This window comes from Pandoraea anhela, assembly GCF_902459655.1.
Taxonomy (GTDB): Bacteria; Pseudomonadota; Gammaproteobacteria; order Burkholderiales; family Burkholderiaceae; genus Pandoraea; species Pandoraea anhela.
The window spans coordinates 62,344-74,345 of the sequence record NZ_CABPSB010000021.1 but is presented as its reverse complement, the minus strand read 5'-3'; the positions used below and the strand labels follow the sequence as shown (position 1 = coordinate 74,345).

Here is a 12,002-nt window from a genome sequence, read left to right as displayed (position 1 = left end):
CATGGACATCAAACGCACCGTACTCTGGGTCATTTTCGCGCTGTCTGTCGTGATGCTTTTCGACAACTGGCAACGCGCCAATGGCCATTCGTCGCTGTTCTTCCCGACGCCCGAGGCCACGGCCCCGGCCGCCACGGGCGCCAACCAGACACCGGCCAACGACCTGCCGCCATCGGCCAACGCCGCCGCCGCAGGCGACGCACCGGGTAATGCACCGGCCGCCGCAGCCGCACAGAAGGTCCGCATCACGACCGATGTCTACGAGGCCGATATCAGCACGCAAGGCGGCACGCTGTCGTACCTCGCGCTCACGAAGTGGCCGGACGCCGACGAAGCCGACAAGCACGTCGTGCTGTTCGACAACACCCCGAGCCACCAGTACTTCGCGCGCACGGGTCTGATCGGTGGCGACTTCCCGTACCACAACGACATCTTCACGCAAGTGCCCGGCCCGACCACGATGACGGGCGACACGCTGACCGTGAAGTTCGAATCGCCGGTCAAGGGCGGCTTGCAGTTGGTGCGTGCTTACACGTTCCATCGCGGCAGCTACGTGATCGACGTATCGAACACGATCATCAACAAGACCGACGCCGCCATCAAGCCAACGCTGTACATGGAACTGGTGCGTGACGGCCGTGAAATCAGCGGCGCGAAGTTCTCGCACACGTTCACGGGCCCGACGGTCTACAGCAACGACGAGAAGTTCCAGAAGATCACGTTCAGCGACATCGACAAGGACAAGGCGAAGTACATCAAGCAATCGAGCGACGGCTGGATCGGCATGGTGCAGCATTACTTCGCCACGGCCTGGATTCCGAAGGAAGGCGCCCCGCGCGACAACTACATCGGCAAGCTGGACAACGGTCTGTACCGGGTTGGCGTGAAACAGTCGCTCGCGAGCATTCCCGCGAACGGCAGCGAGACGGTCGATGCCCGTCTGTTCGCCGGCCCGCAGGAAGAGCACATGCTTGAACAGATCGCGCCGGGTCTGGAGCTGACGAAGGACTACGGTTACTTCACGATTCTCGCCAAGCCGCTGTTCTGGTTGCTCTCCAAGCTGCACGCGCTGATCGGTAACTGGGGTTGGGCGATCATCGCCGTGACCGTGATCATCAAGCTGGTGTTCTTCCCGCTGTCGGCCGCAAGCTACAAGTCGATGGCGCGCATGAAGGAAATCACGCCGCGCATGCAGGCGCTTCGCGAACGCTACAAGAGCGATCCGCAGAAGATGAACGCTGCGCTCATGGAGTTGTACAAGACCGAAAAGGTCAACCCGTTCGGTGGCTGTATCCCGATCGTGATTCAGATCCCGGTGTTCATTGCGCTTTACTGGGTGCTGCTCTCGTCGGTGGAAATGCGCGGCGCGCCGTGGCTGGGCTGGATTCATGACCTCTCGACGCAGGATCCGTATTACATCCTGCCGGTGCTGATGGCCGTGTCGATGTTCATCCAGACCAAGCTGAACCCGACGCCGCCGGATCCGATGCAGGCCAAGATGATGATGTTCATGCCGTTGATCTTCTCGGTGATGTTCCTCTTCCTGCCGTCCGGTCTGGTGCTGTACTACGTGGTCAACAACACGTTGTCGATCGCGCAGCAGTGGTCCATCAACCGGATGCTCGGCACCAAAAAGAAGGAAAAGGCGGCCTGACGATCAACGTCCGACCGTCTGACCGACACCGCCGCCCGCGAGCCTCTCGCGGGCGGTTTTGTTTGGTGCATGTCAAAATAAGCCATTGTTTTTCAACGAGTCGTTCCATGAGCGTCACTGCCTCCACTTCCGCCGTTGCGACCGTACCGATCGCTGCTATCGCCACCGCTCCGGGACGTGGCGGCATCGGCGTGGTGCGCGTGTCCTTCGGCACGCACCGCGGCGACGCCGTGCAACGGGTCATCGCGCGTCTCGTCGGCCAACCGCTCAAGCCGCGTCACGCGTCGTATCTGCCGTTTCTCGACGGTGCGGGTGAAGCGCTCGATCGCGGTATCGCGCTGTACTTCCCGGGGCCGCACTCCTACACCGGTGAAGACGTGCTGGAGCTACAGGGCCACGGCGGCCCGATCGTTCTGCAACTACTGTTGCAGCGATGCATCGACGAAGGGGAGGCGCTGGGGGTGCGCCTTGCGGCGCCGGGCGAATTCACGCATCGCGCCTTTCTGAACGACAAGCTCGATCTGGCACAGGCCGAGGCCGTGGCCGATCTGATCGAGGCGAGCACCGAGGCCGCCGCACGTTCCGCGAGCCGGTCGCTGGACGGAGCGTTCTCGCGCGAGATTCATTCGCTGGTGGATCTGGTGATTCATTTGCGCATGCTCGTCGAAGCGACGCTCGACTTCCCGGAAGAGGAAATCGATTTTCTCGAGGCTGCCGACGCCTTCGGTCAGCTCGAACGCATTCGCGCGCAGTTGGCGCAGGTGCTCTCGCAAGCGCGTCAGGGCGCGTTGCTGCGCGAGGGGATCAATGTCGTGCTGGCGGGGCAACCGAACGTCGGCAAGTCGTCGTTGCTCAATGCGCTGGCCGGTGCCGAACTGGCTATCGTCACGCCGATCGCCGGCACGACGCGCGACAAGGTGCAGCAGACGATCCAGATCGACGGCATTCCGCTGCACATCATCGACACGGCGGGTTTGCGGGAGACGGAAGACGAGGTGGAGCGCATCGGCATCGCGCGCAGCTGGAGCGAAATCGCGAAGGCGGATGCCGTGCTGCACCTGCTCGATACGCGTACCGGCATGACGCCCGAAGACGAAGTCATCGCCACGCAACTGCCGAAGCACGTGCCGATCGTGCGTGTGTACAACAAGACCGATCTCGCGGGCCAGCCGGCGACGGTGCTGCCGAAGGAAGGCAATGCACCGCTAGGCGTGCGCTTGTCGGCAAAAGGCGGGCAGGGGATCGATTTCCTGCGTGCGGAATTGCTCAGGATCGCGGGATGGCAGGCGGGTAACGAGGGCGTGTTTCTTGCGCGCGAGCGTCATTTGTCGGCACTGCGCGCCGCACGCGATCACATCGAGATGGCGGACGCTCATGCGCGTCGGAACGCGAGCGCCCTCGACCTCTTCGCCGAAGAACTGCGCCTCGCGCAGGAACAACTCAGCACAATTACCGGTGAATTCACTTCGGACGATTTGCTCGGGGTGATTTTCAGCCGGTTTTGTATTGGGAAGTAACCGCCGCAAGATCGCGGCAACCATGCTTCACAACCGGGGGAATCCATGAGAAAGACACTGGCCATTGCGCTTGCGTTGACATTCGCCGTTGCCCCACTCGTGACTGAGGCTCGCGGCAGCCGTGGTGCGGGTAGCCACAGCAGCAAGGGCGGTCATTATGCGGGAGGTGCGGGCTCCTCCCACAAGGGTGGGACGTACAAGAACGCCAGAACGAATGACCACTATCAGAAGCGCTAAGCGCCAGTGACGGGTTAGCCGCCGGGAGCGTCGGGCGTTGCTCCCGGCGGCTGTCATCAGATGTCATTCGAATCGTCGGTGTAGTCGTCGGTGTAGTCGTCGGTGTAGTCGTCGGTGTAGTTGTCGCCCGAATCGCCGGTGCCCATCAGACCGTCGTCGATACCCGAGAAGTCCGAATTCGCCGTGTCGAGGAAATTGTTGTCGCGTCCGTTCCCGCTCTCGTAGATCGTGTTGTTGATGATCGTCTCCGACGGCATCATGCCGCTGCCCAACGCCGGCTGGCCGAAGAACCCGCCGCCGTTGTTGCGGTGGAACAGGCTCTCGATACCCTGAAACAAGAACGCGCCGCCGGCCACGCCGGCGGCTGTCGTCGCGATGCTGCCGAGCGTGCTGCGCGCGCCGTCACCGAGCCATCCCGAACGTTGTGCCGGCGCGGCCGGTTGCGCGGCCGCCGGTGACGGCGCCTGCACAGGCGCTTGCATCTGCGTCGGATACGATGCCGGCGCAGCCCCTGCACCCGCGGCGTATCCCGGCGCAGCGCCGACACCTGCCGGGCTTCCCGCACCGGCCGCATTCCCCGCGTTACCCCACGTGTTCGCGCCGCCGAGGAAACTGTCGCGAGCGCCGCCCTGTGCCGCCTGCAATTGCGATTGCAGCGTCGCGATCTGCGCACGCGCCGAGACCAGCGCATGATCGAGCAGCAGTGCGCGCTGCACGAGGAGATACGCCGCATCCGGCTGGCGACGCACGGCATCGGCGATCAACGCCTCCGCCTGCTCGTCCTTGACGCCCGCCTGCGCTTGCGTGAGTTGAGTCAGAAAGCCCTGAAGTGTCTGCAATTCCTGCTGGTTCATGATTTGCCTCTGCGAGCGACGCGAATGACCCGTGTTGTACTGGTTGTGCAAGTGACGCGCCCCGCACGGGCGCTACCGAAGGCGAAGCGCGGGCGAAGGGGCATATCACGGGGCCAGTGTGCGTCGCGAAGCTTAAGCGGATCTTAAGGCGGCGTCGCGCTGTGTAACGACATGTAGCAAGCCGCGCGCATGCCGCCGAAAGCGCATCGATCACCCTGCCATGCGCGCCGACGGCACGCCCTCACAACACCGCCGACATCCGCCATTCTCAAGTCGAAAGCGTAATGCTTTGAAACACTTCTAACAGGCATCGCAATTGCCCGGCGAAGGTCGCGGGCCTAGACTCTCATGCGTCAGCTCCAGGGCGGCGTTGCGTCGACGCACGTCCGCGAGGCGGAATCCACCGCGCCCGGGGTTCGTTCTTCGAGGTCCGTGTCGTGAAACGTCTTCCTGTAGTCCTCGGCGTCATCGCCGTGGCCGCCGCCATGGCCAGCAGCAGCGCCTTTGCATGGCATAGCAGTGTGCGCGTCTGGGTCGGCCCCGGCTATTACCCCTATCCGTACGCTTACCCATACGCCGCACCCGCCCCGTACTACGCACCGCCGCTCGTCGTCCTGCCGAGCCAACCGCAGCAATACATCGAACAACCGCAACCCGGCGCGCAATACGATCAGCCCGGCGCGAGCAGCGACACCTGGTACTACTGCGACAAGGCCGGCGCCTACTACCCCTACGTGAAAACGTGTCCGACCGGATGGCGCGAAGTGCCCGCGCAACCGGCCACGAACTGACAGGGAGACACGTGATGTCATTCGAATCGCCTGACTACGCCATGCCGACGACGCCCCAGCCGACGCCCACGCAACGCAGGTCGCGTTTGATGGCGCCCCTCGCCGCCGCCGTCGCTGCCGCCACACTTGCCGGTTGTGTCGTCGTACCGACGGGCCCCAGCCTCATGGCGCTGCCCGGCACGGGTAAGTCGTTCGACCAGTTCCGGCAGGATGACTTCACCTGCCGCCAGTACGCCTCCGGCCAGAACAGCGGCATCGATACGACCGCCGCCGCCAACAACAGCGCCATCGGCAGCGCCGTCCTCGGCACGGCCCTCGGGGCAGCGGCCGGCGCCGCCATCGGTGGCAGCTCGGGCGCCGCGATCGGAGCCGGGGCGGGTCTGCTCGCCGGCGGTGCGGTGGGCGCAGGCAACGCGCAGTCGTCTGCATACGTGACGCAAAGCCGCTATGATCAGTCCTACGTTCAGTGCATGTATGCCTCCGGCAATCGCGTTCCTGTGCGCGGCGAAATGATCTCGTCGCAGCCGGTTCAGCGCTATGCACCGCCGCCGCCTCCGCCCCCGGGTTGGAAGCCGCCGCCCGGCAGCTACTGATCCCACAGCGACATTAACGATATTTGCGACATGACGGACGTCGGCCGACATTGCCCCTTCGAGGCGCGCGTCCGGCGTCCCCGTCCGCTCGCACGAGATACCCGATGGCTCACGATTCGACTGTCCGCCTTGCCCCGAATGCCCGTCTTGCGCTTGCGCAGCGCAAGTCCCCGTGGTGGCGGCTTCCCGCCGTTCTCGTAACGGCGCTGGCCGTCGCGCCACACGCGCACGCACAGAACACGTCCGCCCCGGCAAATGCCACGAATGCCACCAACGGCGTAAGCGGTTCGGCGTCGGGCGGTAGCACGTCGACGTTCAATCCCGCCGCCGACATCTCACGCGCCGTTGCCCGCGACACCACCGACACCGCCATCCAGAACAACTGGAACAGCATCATGCGCCCGCCCGTGCAGGCGAAGCCGGAAGAGAAGCCGGCCGACACGCCGCGCCGCGCTCGCAAGGGCATTACCCCGGGGATTTCGACGAACTGATCGGCTCACGACGCGAGGCGTCACGCCGATCCACTGCCGTTTGCCCGGCTGGCATTCGCCGGATCCCCCGTCTACTATGAGAATCGTCAGCAGGATCCACTCCCTGGTGTTCTCATGCGACTCTTCCTTGCCCTGTGGCCCGGGTCGAGCGTACGCGCGCAGCTTCACGAGTGGGCCCGATCGGCCCATGCGGAATGCGGCGGACGCGTATTGCGCGCCCAGACCTTGCATCTGACGCTCGCATTCCTCGACGAGGTCGACCCCGCACGTCTGCCCGTGCTGCTCGCGCTCATGCAGCGCACACCGCTCGACCCGTTCACGCTCACGTTCGATCATCTCGGTTACTGGTCCGATCGCAAGATCGTCTGGGCCGGCGCACCGAGCGTGCCGGAGCATCTCATCGCAACGCGCGACACATTGCTGTCGCAATGGCGAGCGACCGGCGCACGCGTGGTAACGCAGTCGTTTCGCCCGCACGTGTCGCTCCTGCGGCATGCGCGGCGCGCCCCCTCCGATCCGCATCCGCCGCCGCTGGTCTGGCATTGCGACGGCTACGTGCTCGTTCACTCGGTGCGAACCCCGCGCGGCCCGCACTACCGCCTGCTCGCCGAGCATCACGGCGGACAATCGGAAGGCTTTTTCGAGACGTCCGTCGAGAAATCGGCAATGCCGTCAACGCAATACGGTATAGTCGGATGACGATGCACCGGCCGGCCGGTCGGCGCATCGGTTTCTCGTCATTCGCAGGAGGCTCACGTGCAAATCGGATCGATCGTCAAATCCAATCACATCGCAGTGCCGCGTGGTGCCGTTGGCATCGTGATACGTGTGCTGGGTCACATGGCGATGGTTAAGTGGTATGCCGGTCAACCCGGCGCATCGCGCGAACTCAACACTGAACCGTTCGATATCGTCGACCTGATCGAAACAGGCGATGTCATGCCCATCGGAGCCAGCCCGATTCTGCACTGATGCCGGTGCAACGTCGCCAGACGCTCTGACAGCCTGACCCAACAAAACGCCGGCCCGTCTTACGAGGGGCCGGCGTTTTGTATTGTGGCGAGACGCAATGCCCCCGGGGCATTCGCGGCATTCGGTCCGCGCATTGCGTCAGATCGGAAGACGGCCCGATTGCCATCCCGTTGCCGCACCGGTCAGACGTGCCCCGCCCGTTGACGCATCACCGCATCGAGCCGCGCCGCCATGCGCTCTCGCCGCTTGCGCGAGGTGCGGTACAGCAGCACCGCCATCGCCAGCAGCACGACGCAGGCGATCGCGAACACGCCGTAAGGCAGCGTGTCGCCTTGCAACCGCAAGCTGACCTGGGCGCGCGTCTCGGCCGTGCAGATCATCGTGCCCGCACGCATGCCGGTGTAATGCATGCCACACACGGCCACCGCCATGACCAGCGCCGCCAGCGCGCGTTGCAGGCTCGTTTCCAGATGGAACGCCAGCCACAGCGCCACACTCGCCGCCACGATGGCGATGAGCACCGACAGCGCGACGATCGTCGTATCCCATTCGAGATACGCCTGCGTGCGCATGGCACTCATGCCGAGATAGTGCATGCCGGCAACCCCCAAGCCCGCTCCCACACCGCCGATTGCACATTGCAAGGCGTTGCGATATGGCGCCCGCGCGACGTACCACAGCGCCAGACCGGAGACGATCACGGCCAACAACAGACTGCCTAACGTCGGCCAGAGGGAATAAGAGACGGGGAAGGGCATGCGTTGCGCCGCCATCCCGATGAAATGCATGCCCCAGATGCCGATGCCGCCGAGCGCGAACGCCGCCACGACGACATAACCGGTGCTGATACGCCCGTCCTCGTCGCGAATGCGCGAGGCGGCCACCAAAGCGACATAGGCCCCCAAAGCCGATATCACGAAGGAGAGCAGGACAAGGAACTCGCTGTAATAAAGGGGAACGACGCTACCTGGCTGCATGGGCTTATCCTGTGGTTTTGCTATCGCCGGACCGCCGCTGGGCGAGGGGACGAAAGTTTCTTGTGTGAGCCTGCAAGACAATGACGGCGTGACGACAGCGCCTCGGACAGCGACGCAGCATGGCAAGCGTCAGGGCACTACGGGCGATTCAATCCTGCTGCCCCTGCGGCGTCAAGGGGCAAAACCGTCTGTCAGTCGGTAAAACTGATCGAATCGCCGCAAGCCAAATGCGCCGGGCGAACCGCATCTCCCGCAAACCCTTACGGGACGCGTGATTCACGCAAAACGAAATGCATTGCAAGATAAGGGCGAACGCCTCCTGACGATTTAGAGACCCGCTTCCAAACCTGCGTCGCACAACGCAACGGATATGCGGCACCATCCGGGGAAGACATCGATCGCGCGGCGTCGCATCCGCCGTCCGTCATTTCAGGGAAACGCTTTACATGGCAGACGCCGCCACCGCAAACTCCGCCGCCGCACCGACCGGCGCGCCGCTCACCGGCGGGCGACTGGCAATTCTTACCATCGGCCTCGCGCTGGGCACCTTCATGGAAGTGCTCGACACGTCCATCGCGAACGTGGCCGTGCCGACCATCGCCGGGAGCGTCGGCGTGTCCAACAGTCAGGGGACGTGGGTCATCAGCTCTTACGCGGTGGCCGCCGCCATCGCCGTGCCGCTGACCGGTTGGCTCGCGAGACGCGTGGGCGAGGCGAAGCTCTTCGTGTTGTCGGTCGCCGCCTTCACGATCGCGTCGATGCTATGCGGCCTCGCCCCCAATATGGAGTCGCTCGTCGTCTTCCGACTGCTGCAAGGCCTTGTGTCCGGCCCGATGGTGCCACTCTCGCAGACTATTCTGCTGCGCAGCTTTCCCGAGAAGAAACGCGGTCTGGCGCTCGGTTTATGGGCGATGACCGTCATCGTCGCGCCGATCTTCGGCCCCGTGGTCGGCGGATGGATCACGGATAACTACACGTGGCCGTGGATCTTCTACATCAACGTGCCCGTCGGGCTGTTCTCGGCGATATCGTGCTTCCTTCTGCTGCGCGGTCATGAGACGAAAACGCAGCGACTGCCTATCGATCTGATCGGTCTTGCGTTGCTGGCGATCGGCGTCGGCTCGTTGCAGATGATGCTCGACCTCGGCAAGGACCGCGACTGGTTCAATAACAGCCTGATCGTCACCCTCGCGCTCACGGCCGCGATCTGCCTGTCGTTCCTGATCCTGTGGGAACTGACGTCCGACAAACCGATCATCGACCTCACGCTCTTCAAGGATCGCAATTTCGCGCTCGGCGTCGTGGTGATTTCGTTCGGCTTCATGACGTTCTTCGCCTCGGTCGTCATCTTCCCGCTATGGCTGCAAACGGTGATGGGCTACACCGCCGGCAAGGCAGGGCTGGCGACGGCGCCGGTCGGTCTGCTGGCGCTCGTTCTGTCGCCGATCATCGGGCAGAACATGCATCGTCTGAATTTGCGGGCCGTGGCGTCGTTCGCGTTCTTCGTGTTCGCCGGCGTGTCGTTCTGGAACTCGCATTTCGCGCTCAATCTGTCGTTCGCGAAGGTCATCGAGCCACGGCTGGTGCAGGGCATCGGGATCGCCTGCTTCTTCGTGCCGCTCACGACGATCACGCTATCGAGCATTTCGGATGAGCGGCTGGCGGCCGCCTCCGGTCTGTCGAACTTCTTCCGCACGCTGTCGGGCGCTATCGGCACCGCCGTGAGCACGACAATGTGGGAGGACCGCGCCATCTACCATCACGCGCGGCTCGCGGAGCACGTCACGCCATACGCCGACGCCACCACGCGCTACCTCGACCAGTTGCGGCAGGGGCTGGGCCTGGCGAGCGGCGCGGATCTCAGCGTGCTCAACGACCTTGTGACGCACCAGGCCTTCATGCTGGCGACGAACGACATCTTCTATCTGTCGGGGTACGTTTTCCTTGTAATGGCCGCGCTCGTCTGGCTGACCAAACCCAGGAAGGGCGCCTCGGCGACGATCGGGCACTGACGGGACGATCGGAACGATAGCCGCACGCTTTCCCAGACGACTCAAGGCGTCTTGCAGCGTTTCGCGGCGATCGTTCCAGAAAAGCAACAATACTTTTCGCGTTCCCGGCTTCTGGCCGTCACAGCCGGGCGCTAACATGCGGTATTTCGTGCCACTGCGCGCGTGGCCGTCGTCGTCCGCCGCGCACCGGCCAACCCTCTTCTGCCAACAGGTACCCGGCATGTTGTTCGACATGATCGCCCGCTTCGGGCTCTGGCTCGTCTTTCTGAACATCTTCGGACAGGCGCTGGGGCTGCCGCTGCCGGCCTATCCCACGCTTATCGTCACCGCGTCGACATCACGCTTCGCGCCGCTGCTGATCGTCGCACTGGCGGTGTTTGCCGCACTGCTCGGCGACGTGCTCTGGTTCCTCGCCGGACGCCGTTACGGCCATCACATCCTGCGTCTGATGTGCCGCCTGTCGATCTCGCCCGACACCTGCGTGAGCCGAACGGAAGGGGCGATCGGACGCAACGGCGTGCGCACGCTGATGTTCGCGCGCTTCGTGCCGGGGCTGTCCGCGTTGTCGGTGCCGATGGCCGGGGCGCTCGGCGTATCGTGGCGCGCCTTTTTGCTGTACGACGCCATCGGCGCGGTGCTCTGGTCGGGCGTGGCCGTGGCGCTCGGTGTGGGCTTCGCGTCGCATATCGTCGCCGTGCTCGACGCCTTCGATACCCTCGGCCGAGGCGTGTTGTGGCTGGTGGCGCTCGTCTTCGCGCTGTACCTGCTCAATCGCTGGCTGAACCGCTACCGCCTGCTGCGCTCGCTGCGCATGGCGCGTATCGGCGTGCAAACGCTCGAAGCCTGGATGAAGGATGAGATTACGCCTGTCGTGATCGACGTGCGCTCGGCCGCACGCCGCGCCGTCGATCCCTTCACGATACCCGGCGCACTGGCCATCGAGCCGAACGAAATCGCCGAGAAATTGCGGAATGTGCCCCGCGATCGCCGCATCGTGGTCTTCTGCGCCTGCCCCAACGAGGTAACGGCCGCCAAACTGGCCCAGCAATTGCGTCAGCAGGGGTTCGCGGAAGTGCGTCCGCTCTTGGGGGGACTGGACGCATGGCGTGACGCCGGTTACACGGTGGAGAAAATCGACGGCATGGAAATGCTCGTGCCGGCGCACTGAAATTTCACTGGCGGTGCATTCGATTGCGCACAACTGAATGACGCGCGTTTTTCCTTCGGGAAGCGCGCGTTATTTTTTGTCAGGCGTCATTGAGCGTATCGCGCAGTTGCAGAAGCAGGTTGCGAAGCGTCTTCTGCGCGGCATCGGACTGACCGGTGGCGGCCTGAATTTGCGCAGGCACCTGACGCGCTTCACGACGCAGATTCACACCACGGGGCGTCAGGTCGATAAACACCTGACGCTCGTCCTCCTCGCCACGGCGACGCGTCAAAAGCCCCATGATTTCCAGTCTTTTCAGCAATGGTGTGAGCGTGCCGGAGTCGAGGCCGAGACGGGCGCCAAGCTGGTTGACGGCAATGTCGTCCTGCTCCCAGAGCACGACCATCGCGAGGTACTGGGAGTAGGTCAGACCGAGTCTGTCGAGCATCGGCTTGTGCGCCTTTGTCATCGCCAGCGAAGCCGAGTACAACGCGAAGCCCAGCTGATCTTCCAGACACACGGGCGCTTTTTGTGCGGTCTTTTTGCTAACTGCCATTCGGGTATGACGCTTGAGTTCCAATTCGATTGCGCGCCATTCTATTTCACCGCGTGGAATGTGACCAGCGATGCGATGGAACATTGAAGGCGCTGCTCGGCCTCGGATTTACCGTCCGCCCGACCGGTCAGGACGCGTTCGGATTCCACGCTGTCGGGGGGCGAAAAATAGAATCCATCGCATGCCGGTAGGGGAAACGTG

General features: G+C 63.8%; 12 protein-coding genes. 9 read left to right on the top strand and 3 right to left on the bottom strand.

Annotated features, from left to right (window positions below):
• The first annotated feature begins 1 nt into the window (after position 1).
• On the top strand, positions 2 to 1,654 hold the full coding sequence (yidC, locus tag PAN31108_RS22210; RefSeq protein ID WP_150670933.1) for a membrane protein insertase YidC: 1,653 nt from the start codon (positions 2 to 4) through the stop codon (positions 1,652 to 1,654).
• Between the two features lie 107 nt (positions 1,655 to 1,761).
• Positions 1,762 to 3,171: a tRNA uridine-5-carboxymethylaminomethyl(34) synthesis GTPase MnmE gene (gene mnmE / locus PAN31108_RS22205; protein ID WP_150670932.1), complete on the top strand. Its 1,410-nt coding sequence runs from the start codon at positions 1,762 to 1,764 to the stop codon at positions 3,169 to 3,171.
• 293 nt (positions 3,172 to 3,464) lie between these two features.
• Here mnmE and PAN31108_RS22195 read toward each other — a convergent pair whose 3' ends face one another.
• Positions 3,465 to 4,262: a DUF2076 domain-containing protein gene (locus PAN31108_RS22195; protein ID WP_150670930.1), complete on the bottom strand. Its 798-nt coding sequence runs from the start codon at positions 4,260 to 4,262 to the stop codon at positions 3,465 to 3,467.
• Positions 4,263 to 4,699: 437 nt separating this feature from the next.
• Here PAN31108_RS22195 and PAN31108_RS22190 point away from each other — a divergent pair, with 437 nt between their 5' ends.
• The 5 genes from PAN31108_RS22190 to PAN31108_RS22170 all read left to right on the top strand — a co-directional run bounded on the left by PAN31108_RS22190 (position 4,700) and on the right by PAN31108_RS22170 (position 7,109).
• Positions 4,700 to 5,053 (top strand): hypothetical protein, encoded by a 354-nt coding sequence (locus PAN31108_RS22190; protein ID WP_150670929.1) that lies wholly within the window; start codon positions 4,700 to 4,702, stop codon positions 5,051 to 5,053.
• Positions 5,054 to 5,067: 14 nt separating this feature from the next.
• Entirely contained in the window at positions 5,068 to 5,646 is a 579-nt protein-coding gene (locus tag PAN31108_RS22185) for a hypothetical protein (protein ID WP_370819709.1), read from the top strand.
• A gap of 104 nt (positions 5,647 to 5,750) precedes the next feature.
• Positions 5,751 to 6,137: a hypothetical protein gene (locus PAN31108_RS22180; protein ID WP_150670928.1), complete on the top strand. Its 387-nt coding sequence runs from the start codon at positions 5,751 to 5,753 to the stop codon at positions 6,135 to 6,137.
• A gap of 114 nt (positions 6,138 to 6,251) precedes the next feature.
• Complete coding sequence (gene thpR / locus PAN31108_RS22175) at positions 6,252 to 6,836, top strand: RNA 2',3'-cyclic phosphodiesterase (RefSeq protein ID WP_150670927.1); 585 nt, start codon at positions 6,252 to 6,254, stop codon at positions 6,834 to 6,836.
• 57 nt (positions 6,837 to 6,893) lie between these two features.
• The gene (locus PAN31108_RS22170; RefSeq protein WP_150670926.1) at positions 6,894 to 7,109 is read left to right on the top strand and encodes a hypothetical protein; all 216 of its coding nucleotides are present in this window, start codon (positions 6,894 to 6,896) and stop codon (positions 7,107 to 7,109) included.
• Between the two features lie 182 nt (positions 7,110 to 7,291).
• On the opposite strand, the gene PAN31108_RS22165 is transcribed toward PAN31108_RS22170, so the two are convergent.
• Positions 7,292 to 8,086: an MHYT domain-containing protein gene (locus tag PAN31108_RS22165; RefSeq protein WP_150670925.1), complete on the bottom strand. Its 795-nt coding sequence runs from the start codon at positions 8,084 to 8,086 to the stop codon at positions 7,292 to 7,294.
• A 446-nt stretch (positions 8,087 to 8,532) separates the two neighbouring features.
• On the opposite strand from PAN31108_RS22165, the gene PAN31108_RS22160 reads away from it, so the two are divergent.
• Both PAN31108_RS22160 and PAN31108_RS22155 read left to right on the top strand, forming a co-directional pair.
• Positions 8,533 to 10,098: a DHA2 family efflux MFS transporter permease subunit gene (locus PAN31108_RS22160; RefSeq protein WP_150670924.1), complete on the top strand. Its 1,566-nt coding sequence runs from the start codon at positions 8,533 to 8,535 to the stop codon at positions 10,096 to 10,098.
• A gap of 220 nt (positions 10,099 to 10,318) precedes the next feature.
• Positions 10,319 to 11,266, top strand: a complete 948-nt coding sequence (locus PAN31108_RS22155; RefSeq protein ID WP_150670923.1) for a DedA family protein/thiosulfate sulfurtransferase GlpE — start codon at positions 10,319 to 10,321, stop codon at positions 11,264 to 11,266.
• A gap of 79 nt (positions 11,267 to 11,345) precedes the next feature.
• Here the strand turns inward: PAN31108_RS22155 and PAN31108_RS22150 are convergent, their stop codons facing one another.
• Positions 11,346 to 11,801: a MarR family winged helix-turn-helix transcriptional regulator gene (locus PAN31108_RS22150; protein WP_150670922.1), complete on the bottom strand. Its 456-nt coding sequence runs from the start codon at positions 11,799 to 11,801 to the stop codon at positions 11,346 to 11,348.
• Between the last annotated feature and the right edge of the window lie 201 nt (positions 11,802 to 12,002).

Bases quoted from the DNA above. Each gene is read 5' to 3' on its own strand.
- PAN31108_RS22195 (WP_150670930.1), bottom strand. From the start codon at position 4,262: ATGAACCAGCAGGAATTGCAGACACTTCAGGGCTTTCTGACTCAACTC.
- PAN31108_RS22155 (WP_150670923.1), top strand. From the start codon at position 10,319: ATGTTGTTCGACATGATCGCCCGCTTCGGGCTCTGGCTCGTCTTTCTG.
- yidC (WP_150670933.1), top strand. From the start codon at position 2: ATGGACATCAAACGCACCGTACTCTGGGTCATTTTCGCGCTGTCTGTC.
- mnmE (WP_150670932.1), top strand. From the start codon at position 1,762: ATGAGCGTCACTGCCTCCACTTCCGCCGTTGCGACCGTACCGATCGCT.
- PAN31108_RS22180 (WP_150670928.1), top strand. From the start codon at position 5,751: ATGGCTCACGATTCGACTGTCCGCCTTGCCCCGAATGCCCGTCTTGCG.
- thpR (WP_150670927.1), top strand. From the start codon at position 6,252: ATGCGACTCTTCCTTGCCCTGTGGCCCGGGTCGAGCGTACGCGCGCAG.
- PAN31108_RS22165 (WP_150670925.1), bottom strand. From the start codon at position 8,086: ATGCAGCCAGGTAGCGTCGTTCCCCTTTATTACAGCGAGTTCCTTGTC.
- PAN31108_RS22150 (WP_150670922.1), bottom strand. From the start codon at position 11,801: ATGGCAGTTAGCAAAAAGACCGCACAAAAAGCGCCCGTGTGTCTGGAA.
- PAN31108_RS22185 (WP_370819709.1), top strand. From the start codon at position 5,068: ATGTCATTCGAATCGCCTGACTACGCCATGCCGACGACGCCCCAGCCG.
- PAN31108_RS22160 (WP_150670924.1), top strand. From the start codon at position 8,533: ATGGCAGACGCCGCCACCGCAAACTCCGCCGCCGCACCGACCGGCGCG.